The organism is Variovorax sp. RCC_210, assembly GCF_041355175.1.
Lineage (GTDB): Bacteria > Pseudomonadota > Gammaproteobacteria > Burkholderiales > Burkholderiaceae_C > Variovorax.
In genome coordinates, this window is record NZ_JBFUPJ010000017.1 from 1 (window position 1) to 24,997 (window position 24,997).

General features: G+C 66.2%; 22 protein-coding genes. 10 read left to right on the forward strand and 12 right to left on the reverse strand.

Going from position 1 to position 24,997, the window contains the following annotated elements; genetic code table 11:
- Nucleotides 1–157: 157 nt before the first annotated feature.
- The 5 genes from AB6807_RS32960 to AB6807_RS32980 all read right to left on the reverse strand — a co-directional run bounded on the left by AB6807_RS32960 (nucleotide 158) and on the right by AB6807_RS32980 (nucleotide 6,981).
- Nucleotides 158–1,168: an ABC transporter substrate-binding protein gene (locus AB6807_RS32960; protein WP_371087869.1), complete on the reverse strand. Its 1,011-nt coding sequence runs from the start codon at nucleotides 1,166–1,168 to the stop codon at nucleotides 158–160.
- Between the two features lie 70 nt (nucleotides 1,169–1,238).
- Nucleotides 1,239–2,258 carry a LacI family DNA-binding transcriptional regulator gene (locus AB6807_RS32965; protein WP_371087870.1) on the reverse strand — a complete coding sequence of 340 codons (1,020 nt, stop codon included), beginning with the start codon at nucleotides 2,256–2,258 and terminating at the stop codon, nucleotides 1,239–1,241.
- A 182-nt stretch (nucleotides 2,259–2,440) separates the two neighbouring features.
- A complete protein-coding gene (lspA, locus tag AB6807_RS32970) occupies nucleotides 2,441–2,968 on the reverse strand; it encodes a signal peptidase II (RefSeq protein WP_371087871.1) in 528 nt (175 codons plus the stop codon).
- Nucleotides 2,968–5,817, reverse strand: coding sequence for an isoleucine--tRNA ligase (ileS, locus tag AB6807_RS32975; protein WP_116908406.1), 2,850 nt, complete (start codon nucleotides 5,815–5,817; stop codon nucleotides 2,968–2,970). Before ileS ends, lspA begins: the two co-directional genes overlap by 1 nt.
- A 126-nt stretch (nucleotides 5,818–5,943) precedes the next feature.
- On the reverse strand, nucleotides 5,944–6,981 hold the full coding sequence (locus AB6807_RS32980) for a bifunctional riboflavin kinase/FAD synthetase (protein ID WP_116908405.1): 1,038 nt from the start codon (nucleotides 6,979–6,981) through the stop codon (nucleotides 5,944–5,946).
- Between the two features lie 167 nt (nucleotides 6,982–7,148).
- On the opposite strand from AB6807_RS32980, the gene AB6807_RS32985 reads away from it, so the two are divergent.
- Complete coding sequence (locus AB6807_RS32985; RefSeq protein WP_093440106.1) at nucleotides 7,149–7,709, forward strand: HNH endonuclease; 561 nt, start codon at nucleotides 7,149–7,151, stop codon at nucleotides 7,707–7,709.
- Nucleotides 7,710–7,781: 72 nt separating this feature from the next.
- Here the strand turns inward: AB6807_RS32985 and AB6807_RS32990 are convergent, their stop codons facing one another.
- The 3 genes from AB6807_RS32990 to AB6807_RS33000 form a co-directional block, all read right to left on the reverse strand.
- Complete coding sequence (locus tag AB6807_RS32990; RefSeq protein WP_371087872.1) at nucleotides 7,782–9,167, reverse strand: alpha/beta fold hydrolase; 1,386 nt, start codon at nucleotides 9,165–9,167, stop codon at nucleotides 7,782–7,784.
- 83 nt (nucleotides 9,168–9,250) lie between these two features.
- Nucleotides 9,251–10,366, reverse strand: coding sequence for an acyl-CoA dehydrogenase family protein (locus AB6807_RS32995; protein ID WP_371087873.1), 1,116 nt, complete (start codon nucleotides 10,364–10,366; stop codon nucleotides 9,251–9,253).
- A 12-nt stretch (nucleotides 10,367–10,378) separates the two neighbouring features.
- On the reverse strand, nucleotides 10,379–11,560 hold the full coding sequence (locus AB6807_RS33000) for an acyl-CoA dehydrogenase family protein (protein WP_116908402.1): 1,182 nt from the start codon (nucleotides 11,558–11,560) through the stop codon (nucleotides 10,379–10,381).
- 133 nt (nucleotides 11,561–11,693) lie between these two features.
- Here AB6807_RS33000 and purN point away from each other — a divergent pair, with 133 nt between their 5' ends.
- Together purN and AB6807_RS33010 are read left to right on the forward strand one after the other, a co-directional pair.
- Complete coding sequence (purN, locus tag AB6807_RS33005) at nucleotides 11,694–12,290, forward strand: phosphoribosylglycinamide formyltransferase (protein ID WP_371087874.1); 597 nt, start codon at nucleotides 11,694–11,696, stop codon at nucleotides 12,288–12,290.
- A gap of 37 nt (nucleotides 12,291–12,327) precedes the next feature.
- Nucleotides 12,328–12,657 carry an I78 family peptidase inhibitor gene (locus AB6807_RS33010; protein ID WP_116908400.1) on the forward strand — a complete coding sequence of 110 codons (330 nt, stop codon included), beginning with the start codon at nucleotides 12,328–12,330 and terminating at the stop codon, nucleotides 12,655–12,657.
- Between the two features lie 50 nt (nucleotides 12,658–12,707).
- On the opposite strand, the gene AB6807_RS33015 is transcribed toward AB6807_RS33010, so the two are convergent.
- Complete coding sequence (locus tag AB6807_RS33015; RefSeq protein WP_371087875.1) at nucleotides 12,708–12,941, reverse strand: DUF1653 domain-containing protein; 234 nt, start codon at nucleotides 12,939–12,941, stop codon at nucleotides 12,708–12,710.
- 47 nt (nucleotides 12,942–12,988) lie between these two features.
- On the opposite strand from AB6807_RS33015, the gene AB6807_RS33020 reads away from it, so the two are divergent.
- The 3 genes from AB6807_RS33020 to AB6807_RS33030 all read left to right on the forward strand — a co-directional run bounded on the left by AB6807_RS33020 (nucleotide 12,989) and on the right by AB6807_RS33030 (nucleotide 17,514).
- Nucleotides 12,989–14,842, forward strand: a complete 1,854-nt coding sequence (locus AB6807_RS33020; protein WP_371087876.1) for a M48 family metallopeptidase — start codon at nucleotides 12,989–12,991, stop codon at nucleotides 14,840–14,842.
- A 53-nt stretch (nucleotides 14,843–14,895) separates the two neighbouring features.
- On the forward strand, nucleotides 14,896–16,167 hold the full coding sequence (locus AB6807_RS33025) for an RsmB/NOP family class I SAM-dependent RNA methyltransferase (RefSeq protein WP_371087877.1): 1,272 nt from the start codon (nucleotides 14,896–14,898) through the stop codon (nucleotides 16,165–16,167).
- Nucleotides 16,168–16,299: 132 nt separating this feature from the next.
- Entirely contained in the window at nucleotides 16,300–17,514 is a 1,215-nt protein-coding gene (locus AB6807_RS33030; RefSeq protein ID WP_116908396.1) for a fatty acid desaturase, read from the forward strand.
- Nucleotides 17,515–17,693: 179 nt separating this feature from the next.
- On the opposite strand, the gene rpmG is transcribed toward AB6807_RS33030, so the two are convergent.
- From rpmG to trxB, 3 genes are all read right to left on the reverse strand, one after another.
- Nucleotides 17,694–17,867 (reverse strand): 50S ribosomal protein L33, encoded by a 174-nt coding sequence (rpmG, locus tag AB6807_RS33035; RefSeq protein ID WP_007830291.1) that lies wholly within the window; start codon nucleotides 17,865–17,867, stop codon nucleotides 17,694–17,696.
- Between the two features lie 11 nt (nucleotides 17,868–17,878).
- Nucleotides 17,879–18,112 carry a 50S ribosomal protein L28 gene (rpmB, locus tag AB6807_RS33040; RefSeq protein ID WP_007830293.1) on the reverse strand — a complete coding sequence of 78 codons (234 nt, stop codon included), beginning with the start codon at nucleotides 18,110–18,112 and terminating at the stop codon, nucleotides 17,879–17,881.
- A 182-nt stretch (nucleotides 18,113–18,294) separates the two neighbouring features.
- Complete coding sequence (trxB, locus tag AB6807_RS33045) at nucleotides 18,295–19,254, reverse strand: thioredoxin-disulfide reductase (protein ID WP_371087878.1); 960 nt, start codon at nucleotides 19,252–19,254, stop codon at nucleotides 18,295–18,297.
- A 180-nt stretch (nucleotides 19,255–19,434) separates the two neighbouring features.
- Here trxB and AB6807_RS33050 point away from each other — a divergent pair, with 180 nt between their 5' ends.
- The 4 genes from AB6807_RS33050 to AB6807_RS33065 all read left to right on the forward strand — a co-directional run bounded on the left by AB6807_RS33050 (nucleotide 19,435) and on the right by AB6807_RS33065 (nucleotide 24,827).
- Nucleotides 19,435–20,109, forward strand: a complete 675-nt coding sequence (locus tag AB6807_RS33050; RefSeq protein WP_116908394.1) for a Crp/Fnr family transcriptional regulator — start codon at nucleotides 19,435–19,437, stop codon at nucleotides 20,107–20,109.
- Nucleotides 20,110–20,209: 100 nt separating this feature from the next.
- Nucleotides 20,210–22,663, forward strand: a complete 2,454-nt coding sequence (locus AB6807_RS33055) for a DNA translocase FtsK (protein ID WP_371087879.1) — start codon at nucleotides 20,210–20,212, stop codon at nucleotides 22,661–22,663.
- A gap of 208 nt (nucleotides 22,664–22,871) precedes the next feature.
- Complete coding sequence (gene lolA, locus AB6807_RS33060; protein WP_371087880.1) at nucleotides 22,872–23,504, forward strand: outer membrane lipoprotein chaperone LolA; 633 nt, start codon at nucleotides 22,872–22,874, stop codon at nucleotides 23,502–23,504.
- Nucleotides 23,505–23,534: 30 nt separating this feature from the next.
- Entirely contained in the window at nucleotides 23,535–24,827 is a 1,293-nt protein-coding gene (locus tag AB6807_RS33065) for a replication-associated recombination protein A (protein ID WP_371087881.1), read from the forward strand.
- Nucleotides 24,828–24,997: the final 170 nt, after the last annotated feature.

Genomic DNA, 24,997 nt, shown 5'->3' on the forward strand with positions numbered 1-24,997 from the left:
CAGCCAATACCGCCTATTGAAAAACCAAACTCGCACCGCCGCTTGCGGATTGGAGAAGTCCCGGTAAAAGGAGGAGGGGCGAAGCCCCGGGGGACATTCGAGAAAAGGGGTGCCCCGCCGGCGTGATCGCGCCCTGAACGCGAAGGAACAAATAGATCTAGCGCACTTCCTTCAAATACTCGTCAGAGAAGGCGCGCTGTGCAGCAGCCATGCGCCCGTAGTCCACGCTCTTCGCGCGCGCGTACTCGGCAGCAGGCAGGAACTGCGCCTCGATGTCCTTGGGCATCGCGCTGGCGCGCACCGGCCGCAGGTAGGCCTTGGCCCAGATGGCCTGGCCTTCGTCGGACAGCGTGAAGTCGAGCACCTTCTTCGCGTCGGCCGCGTGCGGGGCCTTGGCGACCAGGCTCATCACGTAGGGAACGGCCAGGGTGCCTTCGCTCGGGATGACGAAGGCGACGTTGGCCTTGTCCTTGTACTTGGCGCGGTAGGCGTTGAAGTCGTAGTCGAGCAGGATCGCGATCTCGCCCGACAGCACGCGCGCGTAAGAGGTTTGCTTCGGCACGATGGGCTCGTTCTTCTGCAGGGCCTTGAAGTAGTCGATGGCCGGCTTGAAGTTGTCGAGCGTGCCGCCGCGCGCCTCGTTCACCGCGACCGCACCCACATAGCCCACGAAGGCGGAGGCCGGGTCGAGGTAGCCGATGAGGCCTTTGTATTCGGGCTTGAGCAGGTCGGCCCACGACTTGGGAACCGGTTTGCCCTTGAGCGCGTCGACGTTGACCATGAAGCCGAGCGTGCCCGAATGGATGGTGAACCAGTTGCCCGCCGGGTCCTTCAGCCCGTCGGGAATGTCTTTCCACGCGGCGGGCTTGTAGGGCTCCACCAGCCCGTCTTTCGCGGCCTGCACCGCGAAGGTCACGCCGAGGTAGGTCACGTCGGCCACGGGGCTGGCTTTTTCGGCCGACATCTGCGCGAGCGACTGGCCCGAGTTCTTGTTGTCGGGCGGCACGGTCACGCCGGTCTTGGCCTTGATGGCCTTGATCTGCGTGCCCCAGTCGGCCCATTCGGTCGGGCAGTTGTAGCAAATGGCGGTCTGCGCCATGGCGCCGCCGGCGGCGAACACGGCGGCCAGCACGCCGAGGCGGGCGAATCGTTGGAAGCGGAGAGACATCGAGGAGCTCCTTGGAGGATGAGTTCGAAGAACGGGAGGTAGCGAGAGGAGGGACGAGGAAGGCGAAAGGTCAGGACACTGCGGCGTTGTTGTCTTCGCGCGCGCTTGCGCACGACTCGCCGTCTCTGAAGGCATGGGGCAGCAGCAGGCTGGCATCGGCCCGCAACGCGGTGCCACCGGCCATGACCTGCATCAGCAACTCGACGCTGTGCCGGCCGATGTCGCTGTTGGGTTGCGCGATGGTGGTGAGCGCCGGCGTCAGGTCTTCGCCCAGCGCAATGCCGTCGAAACCGACCACGCTCAGGTCGTCGGGCACGGCCAGGCCGCTGAGGTGCGCGGCGCGAATGCTGCGAATGGCCAGCAGGTCGTTCGAGCAGACCAGCGCGGTGGGGCGTTGGCGCACCTGGAGTTGGGCGCACAGTGCATCGACAGCGGTCTCGACGAAGGGCACCTCGATCAGCGCGGGTGCGTCGAGGCCGGCCTCGGCCATGCCGCGCTGGTAGCCGCGGTAGCGCTGCTGCGCGCGGTCGGAGGCGGCCAGCGTGCCGCTGACCATGGCGATGCGGCGGTGGCCCAGCAGCACCAGGCGCGTGACCGCGTCGGCCACGGCGCCTTCGCTGTCGACCGACACGCACGGGTGGTCGGGGTGGCGGTTGTAGGCCAGCACATAGGGCACGCCCGCGGCCTGCAGGCGGGGCAGGGTGGCCGACGTGGACGGGTTCGACACCACCAGGATCAGCCCGTCGACGTTGCCGGCCAGCAGCAGGTGCACGGCGCGCTCTTCCTCGTCGAGCCGGTAGCCGGTCGTAACGGGAATGATGGCGTAGCCACCCGCGACCGCCGCGCGCGCGATGCCTTGCAGGCACTCGGCGAAGGTCGGGTTCAGCAGCGTGGGCAGCACCACGCCGAGCACGCGGCTGCGCTGGGTGCGCAAGGTGCGCGCGCTCGCGTTGGGCAGGTAGTTGAGCTCGCGCGCCACGCGCTCCACCAGCTCGCGCGTGGCGGGCGTGACCTTGTCAGGGAAGTTGAAGGCCCGCGACACGGTGGCCACGGAGACCCCGGCTTTGGCGGCTACGGCTTGGATGCTCATCGTGCGGAAGTCAGTGATCGGTGTTCATGTAATCGATTACATTGGACCGCGGCAGTATGACTTTGCGATGACAGGGTTTGAAGCCGGGAGAAACCCTCGGCGCCCCGCGGCACCAAAGAAAAAGGGCCCGAAGGCCCTTGCTGGTGAACGCAGGGCTCGAAAGCCCTTGTTTAAAACGCCGCTTACTTGCCCCGGCGCACCCGCCGGATCTCGTCCACGATGAGGCAGATGGCCCCGAGCGTGATGGCGCTGTCCGCCGCGTTGAACGCCGGAAAGTACCAGTTGCCCGCGTGGAAGCTCAGAAAGTCGACCACGTAGCCGTGCATCATCCGGTCGACCACGTTGCCGATGGCGCCGCCCAGGATGCAGGCCATGGAAAAGGAGAACAGCTTCTGCCCCGCGTGCGAGCGCAGCATCCACACGATGAAGATGGCCGCGCCCACGCCGATGGCCGTGAACAGCCAGCGCTGCCAGCCCGAGTGGTCGGCCAGGAACGAGAAGGCCGCGCCCGTGTTGTGCGCGCGCACGACGTTGAAGAAGCTCGTCACGTAGGTCGCGTCGCCGAGCTTGTAGTAGCCCAGGATCAGCGTCTTGGTGAACTGGTCGATGATCACGATGATCACCGCCAGCCCCAGCCAGGGCCAGATGCCCAGGCTGCCGCCGCGTGAACGCGACGCCGATGCGGAGCGTGTGGAACGTGTCGTGGCCATCAGGCAAAGCTCCGCGATTCACCGGCGCCGAACAGGTTGCTGGTGCAGCGACCGCAGATCGTCGGGTGCGCGGCGTCCACGCCCACGTCGTCGCGGTAATGCCAGCAGCGCTCGCACTTCTGCGCGGTGCTGGGCGTGACCACCGTGGCCAGCGCGTCGCCGGCCGCCAGCGCGATGGCCGAGGTGATGAAGACGAACTTCAGGTCGTCGCCCAGCGAACCGAGCAGCGCGAAGTCGTCGGCCGGCGCGGTCACCTGCAGGTTGGCCTGCAGCGACGAGCCCACCTTGCCGTCGGCGCGCACCGCCTCGATGTCCTTGTTCACCGCGTCGCGGATCTCGCGAATGCGCTGCCACTTGGCCAGCAGCGCCTCGTCGGGTGCGTCGAACTGGCTGTACGTCTGCGTGAAGATCGACTCGCCCGGCTTGCCGGTGCCCACGAACTTCCAGGCCTCCTCGGCCGTGAAGCTCAGGAAGGGCGCCATCCAGCGCAGCATGGCTTGCGAGATGTGCCACAGCGCCGTCTGTGCGCTGCGGCGCGCCAGCGAGCCGGGGGCCGTGGTGTAGAGCCGGTCCTTCAGGATGTCGAGGTAGAAGCCGCCCAGGTCTTCCGAGCAGTAGATCTGCAGCTTGGCCACCACCGGGTGGAACTCGTACACCTTGTAGTGCGCGAGGATCTCGGCCTGGAACTGCGCGGCGCGCGCCAGCGCGTAGCGGTCGATCTCGAACAGCTGGTCGAGCGGCACGGCATCTTTTGCGATGTCGAAGTCGCTGGTGTTCGCCATCAGGAAGCGCAGCGTGTTGCGGATGCGGCGGTAGGCGTCGACCACGCGCGCCAGGATCTTGTCGTCGCCCGCGATGTCGCCCGAGTAGTCGCTCGCGGCCACCCACAGGCGGATGATTTCAGAGCCCAGCTTGGTGCTGATTTCTTGCGGGTCGATGCCGTTCTTGAGCGACTTGCTCATCTTGATTCCCTTGGAATCGACCGTGAAGCCGTGCGTGAGCAGCCCGCGGTACGGCGCGCGGTCTTCCAGCATGCAGGCGATGAGCAGCGACGAATGGAACCAGCCGCGGTGCTGGTCGTGGCCTTCGAGGTACAGGTCGGCCTCGGGGCCGGCGTCGTGGTGCACCTTGGGGTGCGTGCCGCGCAGCACGTGATAGAAGGTCGAGCCCGAGTCGAACCACACCTCCAGGATGTCGGTGCTCTTGGTGTAGCTGGGGGCGTCTTCGGCGCCGAGGATTTCCTCGGTCGTCACGCGGCTCCAAGCCTCGATGCCGCCCTTCTCGACGATGTCGGCGGCCTGGTCGAGGATTTCCATGGTGCGCGGATGCAGCTCGCCGGAATCCTTGTGCAGGAAGAACGGAATCGGCACGCCCCAGCTGCGCTGGCGGCTGATGCACCAGTCGGGCCGCCCGGCGATCATGTCGTGCAGGCGGGCCTTGCCGTTCTCTGGGTAGAAGCTGGTCTTCTCGATGGCGTCGAGCGCGGTCTGCCGCAGCGTCTTGGGCGCCTTGTCCTTCGTGAACACGCCTTCGCCCTCGTCCATGCGCACGAACCACTGGGCCGCGGCACGGTAGATCACCGGCGTCTTGTGGCGCCAGCAATGCGGGTAGCTGTGCGTGATGGTCTCGGTGGTCAGCAGGCGGCCGGCGTCGCGCAGCGCGGCGATGACGACCGGCACGGCCTTCCAGATGTTCTGGCCGCCGAACAGCGGAAAGTCGGGCGCGTAGCTGCCGTTGCCCTGCACCGGGTTCAGGATGTCGTCGTACGCCACGCCATGGGCGATGCAGGAGTTGAAGTCGTCCACGCCGTAGGCGGGCGAGGAGTGCACGAGGCCGGTGCCGTCGGTGGCGGTGGCGTAGTCGGCCAGGTACACGGGCGACAGGCGCTTGTAGCCAGCGTCCACGTCGTACAGCGGGTGCTCGAACTCGAGCCCGCCGAGCGCCTCGCCCTTCACCGTGGCCAGCACCTTGCCGTCCAGCGCGTAGCGCGTCATGCACATCTCGACCAGCGAGTTGGCCAGGATGAGCAGGCCGCGCTCGGTGTCGACCAGCGAGTACTCCAGCTCGGGGTTCAGGTTGATCGCCTGGTTGGCCGGGATGGTCCACGCGGTGGTGGTCCAGATGACCGCGAAGATGTCGCCCAGGATGGTGTGGTCGGTGCCGAAGGCCTTGAGCACCTTCTCGCGCTCGTGCGCCTTGAAGGCCACGTCGATGGTCTGGCTCTTCTTGTCGGCGTATTCGATCTCGAACTCGGCCAGCGAGGAGCCGCAGTCGAAGCACCAGTACACGGGCTTCAGGCCGCGGTACACGAAGCCGCGCTCGATCACGCGCTTGAACGCGCGCAGCTCGCCGGCTTCATTGGCGAAGTCCATCGTCTTGTAGGGGTGGTCCCATTCGCCGAGCACGCCCAGGCGCTGGAAGTCGGCCATCTGCTGGGCGATCTGCTCGGTGGCGTAGGCGCGGCTCTTGGCCTGCATTTCGTCGCGGCTCAAGTTGCGGCCGAACTGCTTTTCGATGGCGTTCTCGATGGGCAGGCCGTGGCAGTCCCAGCCGGGCACGTAGAGCGCGTCGAAGCCTTCGAGCTGGCGCGCCTTGGTGATCATGTCCTTCAGGATCTTGTTCACCGCGTGGCCCATGTGGATCTGGCCGTTGGCGTAGGGCGGGCCGTCGTGCAGGATGAACTTGGGCGCGCCGTGGCGGGCGTCGCGCAGGCGGTGGTAGCGGCCTTCGTCGTTCCATTCCTTCACCCAGCCCGGCTCGCGCTTGGGCAGGTCGCCGCGCATCGGGAAGGGGGTGTCGGGCAGGTTCAGCGTGGAACGGTAATCTTTGGGGGAAGCGGCGTCAGACATGGTGGGGTGCGGCGAAACAGGAGGGCTCCGACAGGCTCAGCCCGAAGCGCGGGAAGCGTGTCGGTGCGGAAGATAAAGCCGTTCGCCCTGAGCTTGTCGAAGGGCGGCAGCACGGTGCGTGCAGGGCTAAATTCGATCGCGCGTGGTCTGGCGATGGGTTTCTGCGTGGGTCGATGCAAAGAACGCACGTGCGTCGCGCCCATCCTTCGCGATGCCCGCTGTAAGGGCCTCGAGGCTGGTGTAGCGCAATTCGTCGTGCAGTTTGTGCAGCAGTTCCACGCGCACGATTTTACCGTAGGCCCCTTCGGTCCCGAGATGGGAGGGCCACTCCAGGCAATGGGTTTCCAGCAGCACGCGCCCGCCGTTGACGTCGTTGGCGTCCAGCGAAGGGCGCACGCCCAGGTTGGCCACGCCCGGCAGCGGCCGGTCGGACAGGCCGTGCACCAGCACCGCGAAGATGCCGCTGGCGGCCGGCTTCCAGTGCTTGAAGCGCAGGTTCAGCGTGCGAAAGCCGTCGTCCTGGCCCGGCGCCGAGGCGCCCAGGGCTCGGCCCAGCTTGCGGCCATGAACCACGTGGCCCGAGATGGTGTACGGCCGCCCCAGCAGCGTGTGGGCGTCGGCCATGCGGCCTTCGGCCAGCGCCTCGCGCACGGCGGAGCTGGAAACCCGCAGGCCGTGCACCTCGTAGCTGTTCATGCGCGCCACGTCGAAGCCGCGGGCGTCGCCGGCCGCGTCGAGCATGGCGTAGTCGCCCGCTCGCCTGGCGCCGAAGCGAAAGTCGTCGCCCACCAGCACGTAGCGCGCGCGCAGGCCGTCGACCAGCACGTTCTGGATGAACTCTTCAGGCGATTGCGAGGCCAGCCGGCCGTCGAACGGCAGCACGATGGTCTGCGCCACGCCGCAGGCGGCCAGCTCGCTGAGCTTGTCGCGCAGCGTGCCGATGCGCGCCGGCGCCAGGTCGGGCTTCTTGGTGAGCGCGGCGAAATAGTCGCGCGGATGGGGCTCGAAGGTGAGCACGCAGCTCGGCAGCCCGCGCTGGCGGGCCTCGGTCTGCAACAGCGCGAGCATGGCCTGGTGGCCACGGTGCACGCCGTCGAAATTGCCAATGGTGAGAGCGCAGGCAGGGGCCACGCCCGGGTGCCGAAAGCCGCGAAAAACCTGCATCGGTGAGTATCTTTTTGATAGCGCCTTTTGCCCGCCAAATGGGCGAATCAGGCCGATTTGTCACAAAGCCGGTATATTGTGACGCAGTGCGTTGATTGGCGTGGGTTTCCGGCGCACTCCGTGTCCCTGGTCTTTCCGTGTTCTCTCCCTTTTTTGAGGAGGCGTGTGTGAAGGTCTTGAAGCTGTCGGCCCAAGGGCTGCCCCAGTCATGGATTTCGCTCGAACAAGCGGTGATCCACTATGCGGCGGACGAAGTTCGCTGGGAGGTGGGCGCGCAAGTGGCGGTCTTCCGTGGCGGCCACAACGCGGTCACCGGCGAGCAGTCGCAGATTGCCATCAACAGCATCATCGGCACCAAGGGCGTGCCGCGCATCAACCCCTTCACCCAGCGCCCCGGCCTCACCAACAGCAAGCTGTTCTCGCGCGACCGCAACGTGTGCGCGTACTGCGGCGGTCATTTCCATGAAGACGAGCTCACGCGCGAGCACATCATCCCGTTCGCCCAGAAGGGCATCGACACCTGGATGAACGTGGTCACGGCCTGCAAGCCCTGCAACCACCGCAAGAGCAGCCGCACGCCCGAGCAGGCGAACATGCCGCTGCTGTACGCGCCCTATGTGCCCAGCCTGTGGGAAGACTTCATCCTGCGCAACCGCCGCATCCTGGCCGACCAGATGGAGTTCCTGATGGCGCACCTGCCGCAAAGCTCGCGGCTGCACGACAGCTAGCTTCGGCGCAGGCGGCCTGCGGACCGCTGGCGCGTTCTTGGGCCGGCCTAGCCGGCGCCGCCATCCCTGGTTTCAGTACGTCAGCTCGAGCACGGTCGTGTGCTCGCTCGCGGCCGGCCACGTCAGCCCCGTGACGCGCTCGCGGTTGAACTCGCCGGTCACCGCACGCGGTCCCCCGCCGCCTTCCAGCCGCAGCCGGGAGGTCGCCACGCCCGCGCCCTGCGGCGGCACGCCGGGCGGCGGGCTCTTGCCGTCGAAGCGCATGGTGTCGCGCTGCGCGTCGAAATACCCGCGCGGACGCGTGAATACCACCACCGAACTGGCGCCGTTGTCCGCGGCAACGATGCGCTCGGGCTTCAGGTGCACGAAGTTGCCGCTGCGCGGAAACGGGCTGCGGTAGATGTGCGTGGTGCCGAAGCCGGGCGCGGCCAGCACGAATTCATAGCTCGTCGTGATGTTGTACGCGTTGAACGGGCCCCAGCGGCCGTCGGCGCCGACGACCTTGCTGTGCACCGCCTCGCCCAGGCGCGCCCCGGTGGCCGGGTCGACGGCATACACCGTCACCGTCGCGCCGGTCAGCGACTGGTTTTCCGCCCCGATGGCGCGGCCGTCGAGCACCGGGCTTCCCTGCGACACGAAGCTGGTCGTGCGCGGCGCCTGGCCGGTCAGGAACTGCCATGTCGCCGCGAAGGCGGCCGGCGAGAACGAGGTCTCGCGGTGGTCGACCCGTGGCAGCACCACGTTGGTCGCGCCCTTCAGCGCCGGTCCGTCGAAGCCGATGTTCGTCGGCTTGCCGGGCGCGCCGATCCACACGCCGTCGGGCTGGGCGTACTTGTCGTTGTTGTCGGAGCGCAGGGTCAGCCACTTCACGCCGGGCGTGACCTCGTCGCCGTTCGGCCCCTTGGGCGCATTGAGCTGCTGCATGAAGCCCGACAGCCCCGAGAACTCGTTGTTCTCGCGAAACCCCTTCACCGCCCAGATGCCGTGCGCCGGGTTGCCGCCCAGCGCCACCTGGCTCACCACGGCCGCGCCGCCGCCGTTCTGCACGTAGTTGCGGATGGTGTTGCCGCCGCGCGAATTGCCGATGAGCACCACCTTGCTCGCGCCCGTGGCCTTCAGCACCTGCTCGACATTCGCCTTGAGGAACGCCGCCGATTCGCCCGTCGAGCTGCGCCCGGGCTGGGCCACGGCGTCGTCGTCGCGCGCGAGCGGGTTCGGCTGGTCGAAGGCGAAGAGCCGTTCGGCGGGCCAGCCGTTCGACTCGAAGCGCCAGATCGTGGTTTGCCACAGCGCGGCCGAATCGCCGTTGCCGTGCACGAACACGATGGGCGGCCGCTCCGCCAGCGTGGGCGGTGCGTCGGGGGCGGGGGCGATGGCGCAGGCGGTCAGCATGGCGGTGGCGACGGTCGCACAGGTGGTGGTGGCGGCCATGGCAATGAAGGTACGGCGGGATTGCATGTTTCGTTCCTGGGGTGGCGTTCCACGTAAAAACGCCCGCCGGCGCAAGGCGGGCGGGCGTTGGATGCTAGGGCAGAAAAATGTCAGGCGAACACGCCGGCCGTGTCCTGCATGCGCGCGGAGACTTCGCCCAGGTGGTGCAGCGTGTCGCCGAACGTCAGTTCCATCTGCGTGAGCTTGCGGAAGTAGTGGCTGCCGATGTATTCGTCAGTTACCCCGATGCCGCCGTGCAGCTGCACCGAGTTGGCGGCCACATAGCGCATCGACGTGCCCAGCTGGTACTTGGCGCGGGCGAGCGCCTGGCGGCGCTCGTCGGCCGGGGCGTTGAGCTTGAGCGTGGCGTAGTAGCTCATGGAGCGTGCGAGCTCCAGCTGCATCTTCATGTCGGCCACGCGGTGGCGCAGCGCCTGGAAGCTGGAGATGACCACGCCGAACTGCTTGCGCTGGTTCAGGTACTCGACGGTAAGCGCAACGGTCTTGTCCATGACGCCGACCGCTTCGGCGCAGGTGGCGGCAATGCCCACGTCCACCGCGTATTCCAGCGCGGCCAGGCCGTCGGCCGTGACCAGCGTGGCGTCGGCCTTGTCGAACACCACTTCGGCGGCGCGGCTGCCGTCCTGCGTGCCGTAGCCGCGGGCCTCGACGCCGCTGGCGCTGCGCTCGACCAGGAAGAGGGCGATCTTGCCGTCGAGCTTGGCGGGGACGATGAAGGCATCGGCCTCGTCGCCCACGGGCACCACGCTCTTGGCGCCGGTCAGCGCGTAGACGTCGCCCGACTTCACGGCCGTGGCCTCGCACACGTCCAAGCGGTAGCGCGCCTTGCGCTCCTGGTAGGCCAGCACCACGATGGCCTGGCCGCCGGCGATGCGCGGCAGCCAGCTTTCCTTCATGCCGCCGTCGGCATAGCCGCTGAGCACGGCGCCGGCGATCAGCGTCTGCGCGAAGGGCTCCAGCACGATGCCGCGGCCTAGCTCTTCCATGACGACCATGCCGGCCACCGGGCCCATGCCCAGGCCGCCGTCGTCCTCGCCGATGTACAGGCCACCCAGGCCGAGCTCGGCCAGTTCGTCCCACGCTTCGCGCGAGAAGCCGCCCTTGGCCTCGATGCCGCGGCGGCGCTCGAAGTCATAGCCCTTGTCGACCCACTTGCGAACGGCGTCGCGCAGCTGTTCCTGGTCGTCGGTGAAATTGAAATCCATGTTCGTGTCTCCTCAGCCCAGGACCGTCTGCGCGACGATGTTGCGTTGCACTTCGTTCGAACCGCCGTAGATGGTGGTCTTGCGCATGTTGAAGAAGGTGGACGTGAGCGGCGCGAGCGCCGGGTTGCCGCCCGGGAAGTTGCCTTGCCAGCCGGCCTCCATGGCCTCGCGGATCAGCGGCAGCGAGTACGGGCCGCCGGCCAGCATCATCAGTTCGCTGTAGCGCTGCTGGATCTCGCTGCCGCGGATCTTCAGCAGGCCCGCCACGTCGAGCGAGTTCTTGCCCGACGTGGCCGCCGACAGCACGCGCAGCACCATCATCTCGAGCGCGACGACATCGACTTCGAGCTTGGCGATCTCGTCGCGGAAGCGCGCGTCTTCATAGACGCCTTCGGTCTTGGCGATGCGCTTCAGGCGCTCGAGCTCGCGCTTGGCGCGGTTCACGTCGGCGATGTTGGTGCGCTCGTGGCTGAGCAGGTGCTTGGCGTAGGTCCAGCCCTTGTTCTCTTCGCCGATCAGGTTCTCGGCCGGCACTTCGACGTTGTCGAAGAACACCTCGTTCACCTCGTGGCCGCCGTCGAGCAGCTTGATCGGGCGCACGGTGACGCCGGGCGACTTCATGTCCAGCAGCAGGAAGCTGATGCCGGTCTGGGGCTTGCCCTCGTTGCTGGTGCGCACGAGGTTGAACATCCAGTCGCCGTACTGGCCGAGCGTGGTCCAGGTCTTCTGGCCGTTGACGATGTACTTGTCGCCCTTGCGTTCGGCCTTGGTCTTGACCGAGGCCAGGTCGGAGCCCGAGCCCGGCTCGCTGTAGCCCTGGCTCCACCACACCTCGCCGCTGGCGATGCCGGGCAGGAAGCGCTTTTGCTGCTCGGCGTTGCCGAAGGCCATGATCACCGGGGCCACCATGACGGGGCCGAAGGGGATGATGCGCGGCGCGCCGGCCAGCGCGGTTTCTTCCTCGAACAGGTGGCGCTGCACGGCGGTCCAGCCCGGGCCGCCGAATTCCTTCGGCCAGCCGTAGCCGAGCCAGCCCTTCTTGCCGAGGATCTTGGCCCAGCCTTGCAGATCGTCGCGCGTCAGTTCGAGCGCGTTGTGCACCTTGTGCGAAATCTCCTTGGGGAGGTTTTCTTTGACCCAGGCGCGAACTTCTTCGCGGAACTTCTGTTCTTCGGGTGTGAAGCTCAAATCCATGCGTGCCTCGCTGTGTTGATCGGTTCACCGCAGACGCGGTGTGTCTCCGGAACCCGGAGTTTTAGCACGGTCGTGCTGCGATCCGGTGTCCGCGCCGCGACATGGGAGGCGGGCACGGATAATCCCGCCTCCCATGAAGAACATCGTGATCTTGATTTCCGGCGGCGGCTCGAACATGGCCGCCATCGTGCGTGCCGCCGAGCACGAGCGCTGGGCCGAACGCTTCGGCGCGCGCGTTGCCGCGGTGGTGAGCAACAAGGCCGATGCGGGCGGCCTGGCGATCGCCGGCGCGCACGGCATCGACACCGCCGTCGTCCCGCACAAGGACTTCGCGACCCGCGAGGCCTTCGACGAGGCACTGGCCCGGGTGGTCGACGCCCATTCCCCGGCACTGGTGGTGCTGGCCGGCTTCATGCGCATCCTGACGCCGGGCTTCGTGGGGCGCTATGCGGGGCGGCTGGTGAACATTCATCCTTCGCTGCTGCCGGCGTTTCCGGGGCTGCACACGCACCAGCGGGCGATCGAGGCAGGTTGCAAGGTGGCTGGCGTGACGGTGCACCAGGTCACCACCGAACTCGACCACGGGCCCATCCTGGCGCAGGCCGTGGTGCCCGTTCTGCCCGACGACACCGCCGCCACGCTGGCCGGCCGGGTGCTGGCGCAAGAGCATCTGTTGTATCCGCGTGCCATCGCGGGATGGCTTGAAGATACATTGAGTCACATTCGTTAAAGTTGTTTATATTCGCGGGTTTTCCGGGAGTGTTGACGTGAAAACCCAATCGTTGCTGTTGACCGCCTTTGGTGCCGCTCTCCTGCTGGTGGGCTGTGCCGCTCCGGCACCGGCGCCCGCCCCCGCCGCTGCGGCGGCCCCCGCGCCGCCGCCGGAACCGGTCTACCAGTGCAGCGCCGATGGCGCGCGTTTTGCCGTCGGCCAGCCCCTGACGCCCCAGCTGGAAGCCGCCGCCCGCGTGCGTGCCGGCGCCGGCACGGTGCGCGTGCTGAAGCCGAACGAAGCGGCAACGACCGAATTGAATGGCGGGCGGCTCAACCTCGACGTGGACGCGCGCAACCGCGTGACGGACGTTCGCTGCGGTTGATCGGCGCCACGAGGGTGATCTAGGAATAGGGCGGGGCCCTGCCCAGGGTGCTAGATCTTGGTGAATCTTTGCCGCGGCGTGCCGTCGATGACGACGGTCTCGCCGAACATGGCGGCCGGCCGGACCCAGAGTCCGTTGGCGCCATAGAGGGCGCGGTACAGCGTCATCGGCTCCAGCGTCTCGCTGTGGCGCACGGTGCCGATCACCTCGTACTCGCCGCCTTTGTAGTGACGGTAGCGGCCGGGGGGTGTTTCGATGAGGGGAGGGAGGTCTTCGTCGTTCAACGGGGCTTCTTTCAAAAACTGTCTTGGCTTGATGTGACGGGAGTCGGATGGATCGCGCTGATTTTGTTCACCTGGTTCGACTGAGCGAGCATGCCAGTGCGGACGACAGTGCGCGCTATCGACGCAGCGTGGCAGCCTTTGCCGCGCTCGGTTACGTGTGGGTGCTGGGCTGCCTGGCGCTCGCGGTGGGCCTCATTGTGTGGGCGCTGTGGTCGATCCGCGAGGAGCGCTTCAGCTTCACGCGCGGCTGGGTGCTGCTGTTTGCCGGCGGCCTGCTCTGGACCACGCTGCGCGCGCTGTGGGTGCGCCTGGAGGAGCCCGAGGGCGTGGAGCTCCATCGCGACGACGCGCCCGCTCTGTTTGAGGCGCTGGACCGCATCCGCGCGAAGATCAAGGGGCCGCAGGTCCATCACGTCTACCTCGACGACGAATTCAACGCCAGCATCCGCCAGGTGCCGCGCTTCGGGCTGTTCGGGGGTGCCGTCAATTCGCTGAGCATCGGCCTGCCGCTCCTGATGATGCTCGACCGGCGCCGGCTGCTGTCGGTGCTGGCGCACGAGTACGGTCACCTGCGCGGCAACCACGGCAAGCTCAGCGCGTGGATCTATCGCACGCGGATCTCGTGGCTCAAGCTCGACGCCAACCTGCAGCGCAACGAGAGCGTGATGGCGCTGTTCTCGGGGGCGTTTTTTCGCTGGTACTTCCCGCGCTTCGCTGCCAAGACCTTCGCGCTGGCGCGGCAGGACGAATACGAGGCCGACCGCATTTCGGGGCGCCTGCTGGGCACGTCGGTGGCGGCCGCGGCCCTGACCGAGATCGCCATCAAGGGCAACTGGTACGCCAACGAGTTCTGGCCCTGGCACTGGTCGCGCGCCGAGCACGACCCGCAGCCGCCCGGCCCTTTCGCCGCGTTGCGCAAGCGCGTGCGCACGCCCCCCGGCGACGACTTCGCGCGGCAGGCGCTGCGCGAGGCGATGCGCCGCGTGAGCGACATGGACGACACCCACCCGGTGCTGCGCGACCGCCTCGAGGCGCTGGGCCAGAAGGCGGCCTTGCCCGAATGGTCGCAGCGCTCGGCGCTCGAATTGCTGGAAGACCGTAAGAAGTGGATCGAGCATTTCGACAACCGCTGGCGCCGCGCCCACGCCGCCGACTGGAAGCAGCACCACGCGCACCGCTCGCGCATTCGGGAGCGCATCTCGGTGCTGGCGGCGCGTGGCGAGCACAACACGCCGGACGAGATGGTCGAGTGGGCCGATTCGGAGCGCCGGCTCGACCCGGCCGCGCCGGTGCGCCCGCGCTATGAAAGCGCCCTGCGCATCGCGCCGGAGCACCCGGGCGCGCTGCGCGGGCTGGCTCAGATGCTGCCCGCGAACGACAGGGGTGCACGCCTCGCCGTGCTCGAAAGGCTGCACGGCGCCGGCGCTGCCAGCCGCTGGTGGGCCGCCAAGAGCGCCGTGGCCTCGCTGGAAGACCCCGATGCGGGCGCGCACGACGAAGAAGCGCTGAAGCTGTGGCGCGGCCGCCTCAAGGAGGCTGAGGAGGCCGAGACGCGCGCGTGGGAAGAAATTACCGGCACGCCTTTTTTCAGCCAGATCTCGCGGCACGACCTGAGCGACTACGAACTGGGCGAGCTTCGGGCCGACCTGGTGCGCTGCCTGCCCGCGTCGCGGGCGTGGCTGGTGCGCAAGAACCTGCGCGAGTTTCCGTGGCGCCGCGCCTACATCGTCTTCGTCGACCTGCCGGGCCTGGACGACGAGGACCGGTGGCAGATGTGCCGCCAGCTGGAGCAGACGCTGACGCTGCCGGGGGCGGCGCTGGTGCTGTGGGCGGGCCATTCGCCCACGGTGGAGGACATCGAACGGCAGGCTTTCGGCGAACTCTGGGCGCGTGCCGCATAGCCTGTTTGGCGTCGCTCGGGACCAAGGGGTCGGCTGGCTGAGACAATCGGGGGATGCACCCCAAAGCCCTGTTGGAGGCCACCGCCGATCTGGTCGGCCTTGTCCTGAAATTCGATCACCCGGCCGACCAGGTCGTTTCGCGGTTTTTCCGTGACCACCGCGAGTTCGGTCCGCGCGAGCGCGCGACGCTCGCCGAAACCGTCTACACCGTGCTTCGCAAGAAGCTGCTCTTCGACCATCTCTCGCCTTCGGGCTCCGGCTCTAAGGAGCGCCGCATGGCAATTCTGGGCTTTCACGGCCCGCGCGATTTCCTGAAGAGCGCGCTGAACGACACCGAGAAGCGCTGGCTCGACAACTGCGACGCCGTCAAACCCGACGACCTGCTCGAGCGCCATCGCCACAACCTGCCCGAGTGGCTGGTCGCGCCGCTGAAAGCGCAGCTCGGCGACGGCTTCTGGCCGCTGGTCGAGAGCCTGCAGCAGCCTGCACCGCTCGATCTGCGCGTCAATGCGCTGACCGACAAGCGGGCGGAAGTGAAGGCGGAGCTTGCCAAGGCTGCTATCAAATCTGAAGTAACGCCGTTTTCGCCCTGGGGCTTGCGCATCGAAGGCAAGCCGGCGCTGACAAAGCTCGACGCTTTTGTTCGCGGCGCCATCGAGGTGCAGGACGAAGGCTCGCAGCTGCTGGCATTGCTGCTGGACGCCAAGCGCGGCGAAATGGTGGTCGACTTCTGCGCCGGCGCGGGCGGCAAGACGCTCGCCATCGGCGCGACGATGCGCAACACCGGTCGCCTGTACGCCTTCGACACCTCGGCGCACCGGCTCGACGCGCTCAAGCCACGGCTGGCGCGCAGCAAGCTGTCGAACGTGCATCCGGCCGCGATCGCGCACGAGCGCGACGACCGAATCAAGCGCTTGGCGGGCAAGATCGACCGCGTGCTGGTCGACGCGCCGTGCTCGGGCCTGGGCACGCTGCGGCGCAATCCGGACCTGAAATGGCGCCAGTCGGCCAAATCGGTCGAGGAATTGACGGTCAAGCAGACCGCCATCCTGCAAAGCGCTTCCCGGCTTGTGAAATCGGGTGGGCGTCTGGTTTACGCCACGTGCAGCGTGCTGCCCGAGGAAAACGAGGCCATCGCCGAAGCTTTCAGCGCCGCCAACCCCGATTTCGTGTCTGTGGACGCCGCGGAGCTGCTGCAAGGCTTGAAAGTGGAGGGTTTCGAGGCGCTTTGCGCAGGCGGGGAGGGTGCCAGGCGCTATCTGCGGCTGTGGCCGCATCGCCATTCGACGGACGGTTTCTTTGCGGCGGTGTGGAACCGCAAATAGGGGCGGTACTCCAAACGAGGGTTAATCTGCGGTTTTCTTGAAGGTTTAAAGGGTCTGTGTCAGGCCCGCCCCTTTAAAATCGCTGGTTATCTGAAGGCTGCACCTTCGTGTGGCCATGGAGTACCTGACTCAATGTTGCTTCCTGACTCCGCCGTTCTCGACGCGGCCATCCAATGGCTCGGACACGGCCTGTGGGACCTCGCTTGGTGGCAAGTCGTGTTGTACACGCTCGTCACCACGCACATCACGATCGCCGCGGTCACCATCTTCCTGCACCGGACGCAAACGCACCGGGCCATGGACCTGGGCCCGATTCCGTCGCATTTCTTCCGCTTCTGGCTGTGGCTGGGCACCGGTATGGTGACCAAGGAATGGGTCGCCATTCACCGCAAGCACCACGCAAAGTGCGAAACCGTCGACGATCCGCACAGCCCGCAGGTCAAGGGCATCGACGAAGTGCTCTGGCGCGGCGCCGAGCTGTATCGCGCCGAATCGAAGAACAAGGAAACGATGGAGCGCTACGGTCATGGCACGCCCGATGACTGGATCGAACGCAACCTGTACACCCGATACAGCTGGCAAGGCGTGGGCCTGATGCTGGTCATCAACCTCGCGCTGTTCGGCACGCTCGGCATGGCCGTATGGGCCGTGCAGATGCTGTGGATTCCCATTACCGCCGCCGGCATCATCAACGGCATTGGTCACTACTGGGGCTACCGCAACTTCGAGGCGCAGGACGCCAGCCGCAACATCATGCCCTGGGGCCTGATCATCGGCGGCGAAGAGCTGCACAACAACCACCACACCTACCCGACCTCGGCCAAGTTCTCGGTCAAGAAGTACGAGTTCGACATCGGCTGGGTCTACATCCAGGCGTTCCAGAAGCTGGGTTGGGCCAAGGTCAAGAAGGTGCCGCCGAAGATGCAGATGGGCGACATCCAGCCCGTTGCCAACGAGAAAACGCTCGAGGCCGTCATCGCTAACCGTTATGAAGTCATGGCTGGCTATGCGCGCGAAATGCGCCATGCCACTAGCCTGGAACTGGAAGCGCTGAAGACGAAGGGTGCCGACCTGTCGGTGCTCAAGGCTGCGAAGCGCTGGTTGCATCGCGACGACGACAAGGTGCCCGCGTCGGCCCGCACGCACGTCGTGCAAGCCCGCGCTGCCCACCCGGTGCTCGACAAGATGGTGACGATGCGCGAAGAGCTGCGCCAGCTCTGGCTGAACACCTCGCAGTCCCGCGAGCAACTGGCGGCCGATCTGGCAGCTTGGTGCCATCGGGCGGAAGCCAGCGGCATTGCCGGCCTGCGCGACTTCTCGACCCGCTTGCGTGCAGCACGCGCCTGACGAGAAAGTTTTGCTCATCAAAAAGCCGACCCTAGGGTCGGCTTTTTTGCGACTGTCATTCCCATTTTCTTCCCTCAGCCATTTCCGGGAGATGCAGGAGGGTGGGATGAAAATTGCAGGCAACAAAAAAACCCGCTGGGTGAGCAGCGGGTTTTTCGTTTGGGAAAACCAGGGCTGAATTACTTCAGCTTGATTTCCTTGTATTCGACGTGCTTGCGTGCCTTGGGGTCGAACTTCATGATCGACATCTTTTCAGGCATCGTCTTCTTGTTCTTGCTCGTCGTGTAGAAATGGCCGGTACCCGCGGTGGATTCCAGCTTGATCTTTTCGCGTCCGCCTTTGCTCGTTGCCATGATTCAGCTCCTTAAGCTTGGCCGCGTGCACGCAGGTCTGCGAGCACGGCGTCGATACCGTTCTTGTCGATCAGGCGCAGGGCAGCGCTCGAAACACGCAGGCGAACCCAGCGGTTTTCAGTTTCGACCCAGAAACGGCGGTATTGCAGGTTCGGCAGGAACCGGCGCTTGGTTTTGTTGTTGGCGTGGGAAACGTTGTTTCCGACCATCGGGCCTTTGCCCGTTACGTCGCATACGCGTGCCATGAGGACACTCTTTCTTGAACAGCTGGCACCGCTCGCAACCGGAAAGTCGCAGGGTGTTTTGCAGCTTGACCTCGCCAGAAACGGGTGGCGGTACCCCGGCTTTGCCGTGACCCTGCCCCTCGTTGAAGGGTGGCCCTATTTCGGCAAAGCCTCGGATTATAGCCCTTTCGGGCGCCGCTGGGTCAGAGCGTGCCGTCTTGCTCCAGGAAGCGCTGGGCGTCCAGGGCGGCCATGCACCCCGTGCCGGCGCTGGTGATGGCCTGGCGGTACACGTTGTCCTGCACGTCGCCGGCGGCGAAAACGCCCGGAATGCTGGTCATCGTCGCAAAGCCCTGCAGGCCGGAGCGCGTCAGGATGTAGTTGTCCTTCATCTCCACCTGGCCCTGGAAGATGTCGGTGTTCGGGTGGTGCCCGATGGCGATGAAGCAGCCCTTGAGGTCGATCTGCTCGGTGGCGCCGGTCTGCGTGTTCTTGATGCGGATGCCCGTCACGCCGGTGTCGTCGCCCAGCACCTGGTCGAGTTCGTTGTGCAGTTTCAGCACGATCTTGCCTTCGGCCACTTTCTCCATCACCTTGTCGATCAGGATGGGCTCGGCGCGGAACTTGTCGCGGCGGTGCACCAGCGTGACCTTGTTGGCGATGTTGGCGAGGTACAGCGCTTCTTCGACGGCTGTGTTGCCGCCGCCGATCACGCAGACTTCCTGCTCGCGGTAGAAGAAGCCGTCGCAGGTGGCGCAGGCGGAAACGCCGCGGCCCATGAACTTCTCTTCCGAGTCGAGGCCCAGGTACTTGGCCGATGCGCCCGTCGCGATGATCAGCGAGTCGCAGGTGTAGGTGCCGCTGTCGCCGGTGAGGGTGAAGGGGCGCTTGCTCAGGTCGACCTTGTTGATGTGATCGAACACGATCTGCGTATTGAAGCGCTCGGCGTGTTCCAGAAAGCGTTGCATCAGGTCGGGGCCCTGTACGCCGTGGACGTCGGCGGGCCAGTTGTCGACCTCGGTGGTGGTCATCAACTGGCCGCCTTGGGCGATGCCGGTGATGAGCAGGGGCTTGAGGTTTGCACGGGCTGCATAGACCGCGGCGGTGTAGCCGGCGGGGCCGGAGCCGAGAATCAAAACCTTGGCGTGTTGGGGTGCGGACATGAGTAGAAAACCTAGGATGGACGCTGCGTCAGCGTGTACATTTTCAGGGTGGTAGCGATATATATGGAGTATCACTGCCCGGTTCAACACCGGGTAAACGGTGTTTTCAATGCGCGCGATTGTAGTAATCCATGGACTCGTCTTTCGGGCTGCTCCGCGCGCTGTCTCAGGGATTGATAAATGTCGATGCTGTCCAACCTCGAATTGCTTCGGCGCGTTCCACTGTTCGCGTCGCTGACGGCCACGCAGTCCGCCAGCATCGCGGATGCGATCATCAAGAAGCGTTTCAAGCGGGGAGAAGTCGTTGTGGAGCAGGGCAAGAAATCCGACGCGCTCTACATCATCCTGACCGGACGCGCACGCGTCACCAGCGCCGACAGCCGCGGACGCGAGGTCATCCTGGCCACGCTGCACCCCGGTGACTACCTGGGCGAAATGAGCTTGATCGACGACGAGCCGCATTCGGCCACCGTGCGCACCGAAATCCAGTGCGATGTGCTCATGCTGGGCCGCGACGCCTTCGCGCGTTGCCTGCCCGAGAACTCCTCCATGGCCTACAACATCATGCGCGGCCTGGTCCAGCGCCTGCGCCATGCCGACCGCAAGATCGAGTCGCTGGCGCTGATGGACGTGTATGGTCGCGTGGCCCGCTCGCTGCTCGAATTCGCCATCGAAGACGGCGCTGGCAACCTGAAGGTGCGCGACAAGATTTCCCGCCAGGACCTGGCCAAGATGGTGGGCGCTTCGCGCGAAATGGTGAGCCGCGTCATGAAGGACCTCGAGGAGCGCGGCTTCGTGCAGACCCTGGAGGACGGGTCGATGATCGTCAAGGAACGGCTCCTGTCCCTGGCTTGAGCCCGCGGGCCGGAGCTCCCGCCGCAGGCGGTCCCGGCCTTTTGTTGTAGTGTTCGTGCCGCCGGCCCCCGTTTTTCCTGGGCCGGTTGCCGTGTTTTTCATGACTTATTCGCTCAATACGCTTCAATCTTCTTCTGCTGCCGAGGGCCAACCCGTGCGCGCGCGCGCCATGCGTTTCGCCCATGAAATCACGCTGATCGCAGGGTTCGCAGCGCTGTTGTTCTGGCTGCTCGCCATGCTGAGCTTCACGCCCTCCGACGCGGCCTGGTCTACATCGGGCACCGGAGGCGACATCAAGAACTGGGGCGGCCGCATCGGCGCCTGGCTGGCCGATGGCAGCTACTTTCTTGCTGGCTATTCCGTGTGGTGGTGCCTGGCGGCCGGGCTGCGCGCCTGGCTTTCGTCGCTGGCCGGCTGGCTGCGCGGCGGTGAGCCCGCACCCGCGGTCGAGCAACCCCCACGCGGGCGCTTCAACCGCAGCCGCCTCGCATTCTGGTTCGGCCTGGTTCTGCTGCTGTGCGCGAGCACCGTGCTGGAGTGGTCGCGCCTGTACCGCCTCGAAGCGCATCTTCCCGGCTCCGGCGGTGGCGCGCTGGGCTACCTCGTCGGCCCGGCCAGCGTGCGCTGGATGGGCTTCACCGGCTCGGCGCTGATGGCCATTGCCGGAGGTGTGATCGGCTCGGCGCTGGTGTTCCGCTTTTCGTGGAGCCTGATTGCCGAGCGCATCGGTGCACGCGCCTATTCGCTGTTCGAGTCGCGCCGTGAAAAGCGCGAGATGGCCGCCGACATCGCCATGGGCAAGCAGGCCGCCCGCGAGCGCGCCGGTGACGAAGAGCCCGTGCCGGCACCGCGCCCCAAGAAAGCGCGCCCCGCCAAGGAGGCCGGGTTCGGCGAGCCGAGCCCGCAGGAGCCGAGCTTCGACAGCGACGACGAGGACGACATCCGCATCGATCCGGCGCCCAAGCGCCGCCCGGTGTCGCCGCCGGTGCAGATCGAACCCGCGATGACCGAGGTGCCCCGCAGCGACCGCGTCGTCAAGGAGCGCCAGAAGCCGCTCTTCAAGGAGCTGCCCGACAGCAAGCTGCCGCAGGTCGACCTGCTCGACGCCGCGCAGGTGCGCCAGGAAACGGTGTCTTCCGACACGCTCGAGATGACCTCTCGCATGATCGAGAAGAAGCTCAAGGACTTCGGCGTCGAGGTGCGCGTGGTGCTCGCGTCGCCCGGCCCCGTCATCACGCGCTACGAGATCGAGCCCGCCACCGGCGTCAAGGGTTCGCAGATCCTGGGCTTGGCCAAGGACCTGGCGCGTTCGCTCTCGCTGGTGTCGATCCGCGTGGTCGAGACCATTCCGGGCAAGAACTACATGGCGCTCGAGCTTCCGAACGCCAAGCGCCAGTCGATCAAGCTCAGCGAGATCCTGGGCTCGCAGATCTACAACGAAGGCAAGTCGATGCTCACCATGGGCCTCGGCAAGGACATCATCGGCAACCCCGTGGTGGCCGACCTCGCGAAGATGCCGCACGTGCTGGTCGCCGGTACCACCGGTTCGGGCAAGTCGGTGGGCATCAACGCGATGATCCTGTCGCTGCTCTACAAGGCCGAGGCACGCGACGTTCGCCTGCTGATGATCGACCCGAAGATGCTCGAAATGTCGGTCTACGAAGGCATTCCGCACCTGCTGGCGCCCGTGGTCACCGACATGCGCCAGGCCGCGCACGGCCTGAACTGGTGCGTGGCCGAGATGGAGCGCCGCTACAAGCTCATGAGCAAGCTCGGCGTGCGCAACCTGGCCGGCTACAACACCAAGATCGACGAGGCCAAGGCGCGCGAGGAGTTCATCTACAACCCCTTCAGCCTCACGCCGGACGATCCCGAGCCGCTGAAGCGCGAGCCGCACATCGTGGTGGTCATCGACGAGCTGGCCGACCTGATGATGGTCGTCGGCAAGAAGATCGAAGAGCTCATCGCGCGGCTTGCACAAAAGGCGCGCGCGGCCGGCATCCACCTGATTCTTGCCACGCAGCGCCCCAGCGTCGACGTGATCACCGGCCTGATCAAGGCGAACATTCCGACGCGCATCGCGTTCCAGGTGTCCAGCAAGATCGACAGCCGCACCATCCTCGACCAGATGGGCGCCGAAGCGCTGCTGGGCATGGGCGACATGCTCTACATGCCCAGCGGCACCGGCCTTCCGATTCGCGTGCACGGCGCCTTCGTGAGCGACGAGGAAGTGCACCGCGTGGTGGCCTACCTGAAGAGCCAGGGCGAGCCCGACTACATCGAGGGCGTGCTCGAAGGCGGCACGGTCGATGGCGACGGTGACGGTGATCTGCTGGGCGGCGGCGACGCCGAGAAGGACCCGATGTACGACCAGGCGGTCGAGGTCGTGCTGAAAAACCGCAAGGCCAGCATCTCGCTGGTGCAGCGTCACCTGAAGATCGGCTACAACCGCGCCGCGCGCCTAGTCGAGGACATGGAAAAGGCCGGCCTGGTCAGCGCCATGAGCGGCAGCGGGCAGCGCGAAATCCTGGTGCCGGCGCGCGCGGCGGAATAATTCGCCCAGGTTCGCCCCACGGTGGACCAGGCGATATCCGTCATCCGGTTACCTGCCGACAGGCAATTTGCAAAAGCGCCATGCAGCATTGCAAATCTTCATCCAGACCTACACCCGCCGCAATTCGCGGCGGTTAAGGTCGAAGCCAATTGCCACGTTAAAGCGGCAAAGCTATTGCAGCGTTGCAAAGAATCGCGAGGAATCCAAATTGAAATTGCGTCATTGGCTATTGATCGGCCTCCTGTGTTCCGCCAACGCGTGGGCCGGCGGGCTTGAAAGCCTCGAAACCTTCGTCAAGACTGTGAAGTCCGGCCGCGCCGACTTCACCCAGACCGTGACGGCCCCGCCGCGCGAAGGGCAGCCGGGCCGCACGAAGACTTCGACAGGCACCTTCGAATTCCAGCGCCCGGGCAAGTTCAAGTTCGACTACCAGAAGCCTTTCGCACAGAGCATCGTGGCCGACGGCAAGACGCTGTGGCTGTACGACGCCGACCTGAACCAGGTCACGCAGCGCGCGCAGGCGCAGGCCCTGGGCTCCACGCCCGCGGCACTGATTGCCGCTGCCCCCGACCTGCGCGCCCTGCAGGCTGACTTCACCCTAGATGCTGCGCCCGAGCGCGATGGCCTGCAGTGGGTCAAGGCCACGCCGAAGAACAAGGACGGCCAGCTGCAGAGCGTGCAGGTCGGCTTCCAGGGCGACGCACTGGCGGCGCTCGAGATTCTCGACAGCTTCGGCCAACGCTCGGTGCTCAAGTTCAGCAAGGTGGAAGTGAACCCGTCGTTGCCCGCGAGCGTGTTCGACTTCAAGGCGCCGGCCGGCGCCGACGTCGTCAAGCAGTAAGCGAAGCAAGCACACCCGCCGCCCAATCGCTTGGCCACTACCGCCCACCAACCCCTCGCCGAACGCCTGCGTCCCAAGACGCTCGGCGAAGTCATCGGCCAGCAGCACCTGCTGGGCCCGGGCATGCCGCTGCGCATCGCCTTCGAATCGGGCCAGCCGCATTCCTGCATCCTGTGGGGGCCGCCGGGCACTGGCAAGACGACCATCGCGCGGCTCATGGCCGATTCGTTCGATGCGCAGTTCCTCAGCATCAGCGCGGTGCTCGGGGGCGTGAAGGACATTCGCGAAGCGGTCGACCGAGCCACTTCGGCACGCGACGGGCTCGAGCAGCGGCGCACCATCGTCTTCGTCGACGAGGTGCACCGCTTCAACAAGAGCCAGCAGGACGCCTTCCTGCCGCATGTGGAGTCGGGCCTCTTCACCTTCATCGGCGCGACCACCGAGAACCCTTCGTTCGAAGTCAACTCCGCGTTGCTCTCGCGGGCCGCCGTGTACGTGCTGCAGTCGCTCAACGAGGAAGACCTCAAGCAGATCGTGGCGCGCGCCCAGGCCATCCAGGCCGTGCCGGGCATCGAGGCCGTCGCGGTCGACCGCCTGGTCGCTTACGCCGACGGCGATGCGCGCCGCCTGCTCAACACGCTGGAGACGCTCGCCGTCGCCGCGCGCGCCGAGAAGCTCGCCGATATCACCGACGAGTGGCTGCTGCGTGTGCTCGGCGAGCGCATGCGCCGCTACGACAAGGGCGGCGAGCAGTTCTACGACACCATCAGCGCGCTGCACAAGTCGGTGCGCGGCAGCGACCCCGACGCGGCCCTCTACTGGTTTGTGCGCATGCTCGATGGCGGCGCCGACCCGCGCTACATGGCGCGCCGCCTGGTGCGCATGGCCAGCGAGGACATCGGCCTGGCCGACCCGCGCGCGCTGCGCCTGGCGCTGGACGCGGCCGAGGTCTATGAACGGCTGGGTACCCCGGAAGGGGAGTTGGCGCTGGCCGAGTGCGTGGTGTACCTGGCGATCGCGCCCAAGTCGAACGCGGTCTACAAGGCCTACAACGCGGTGCGTGCCCTGATCAAGAAAGACAGCACGCGCCCCGTGCCCATGCATCTGCGCAATGCGCCGACCAAGCTCATGAAGGAGCTCGACTACGGCAAGGGCTACCGCTACGCGCATGACGAAGAGGGCGGTTTTGCCGCCGGCGAACGTTACCTTCCCGACGGGCTGGAAGGCCAGGTTTTCTACGAACCGGTGGACCACGGACTCGAAATCCGCATCGGCGAAAAGCTGCGTGAACTGCGCCGCCTGAACGCTGAAGGCAACGACTGATACGGTCTTGCAACATGCCCGCAAAGCGTGCATGACCCCACGCGCATACAGCATGAGGTGAGCGGGTAAACCCCGGTCAACACGCACCAATTCGGCGCTGGTGCGTGCTTACAATCCCGCCCACAAATCCGCCGGCGACACATGTTGGCTGGTTTTTTGCTTGTCATGCC

Coding starts and splice junctions, on each gene's coding strand:
- AB6807_RS32960 (WP_371087869.1), bottom strand. CDS start 1,168: ATGTCTCTCCGCTTCCAACGATTCGCCCGCCTCGGCGTGCTGGCCGCC.
- AB6807_RS32965 (WP_371087870.1), bottom strand. CDS start 2,258: ATGAGCATCCAAGCCGTAGCCGCCAAAGCCGGGGTCTCCGTGGCCACC.
- lspA (WP_371087871.1), bottom strand. CDS start 2,968: ATGGCCACGACACGTTCCACACGCTCCGCATCGGCGTCGCGTTCACGC.
- ileS (WP_116908406.1), bottom strand. CDS start 5,817: ATGTCTGACGCCGCTTCCCCCAAAGATTACCGTTCCACGCTGAACCTG.
- AB6807_RS32980 (WP_116908405.1), bottom strand. CDS start 6,981: ATGCAGGTTTTTCGCGGCTTTCGGCACCCGGGCGTGGCCCCTGCCTGC.
- AB6807_RS32990 (WP_371087872.1), bottom strand. CDS start 9,167: ATGCAATCCCGCCGTACCTTCATTGCCATGGCCGCCACCACCACCTGT.
- AB6807_RS32995 (WP_371087873.1), bottom strand. CDS start 10,366: ATGGATTTCAATTTCACCGACGACCAGGAACAGCTGCGCGACGCCGTT.
- AB6807_RS33000 (WP_116908402.1), bottom strand. CDS start 11,560: ATGGATTTGAGCTTCACACCCGAAGAACAGAAGTTCCGCGAAGAAGTT.
- purN (WP_371087874.1), top strand. CDS start 11,694: ATGAAGAACATCGTGATCTTGATTTCCGGCGGCGGCTCGAACATGGCC.
- AB6807_RS33020 (WP_371087876.1), top strand. CDS start 12,989: ATGGATCGCGCTGATTTTGTTCACCTGGTTCGACTGAGCGAGCATGCC.
- AB6807_RS33025 (WP_371087877.1), top strand. CDS start 14,896: ATGCACCCCAAAGCCCTGTTGGAGGCCACCGCCGATCTGGTCGGCCTT.
- AB6807_RS33030 (WP_116908396.1), top strand. CDS start 16,300: ATGTTGCTTCCTGACTCCGCCGTTCTCGACGCGGCCATCCAATGGCTC.
- rpmG (WP_007830291.1), bottom strand. CDS start 17,867: ATGGCAACGAGCAAAGGCGGACGCGAAAAGATCAAGCTGGAATCCACC.
- rpmB (WP_007830293.1), bottom strand. CDS start 18,112: ATGGCACGCGTATGCGACGTAACGGGCAAAGGCCCGATGGTCGGAAAC.
- trxB (WP_371087878.1), bottom strand. CDS start 19,254: ATGTCCGCACCCCAACACGCCAAGGTTTTGATTCTCGGCTCCGGCCCC.
- AB6807_RS33050 (WP_116908394.1), top strand. CDS start 19,435: ATGTCGATGCTGTCCAACCTCGAATTGCTTCGGCGCGTTCCACTGTTC.
- AB6807_RS33055 (WP_371087879.1), top strand. CDS start 20,210: ATGACTTATTCGCTCAATACGCTTCAATCTTCTTCTGCTGCCGAGGGC.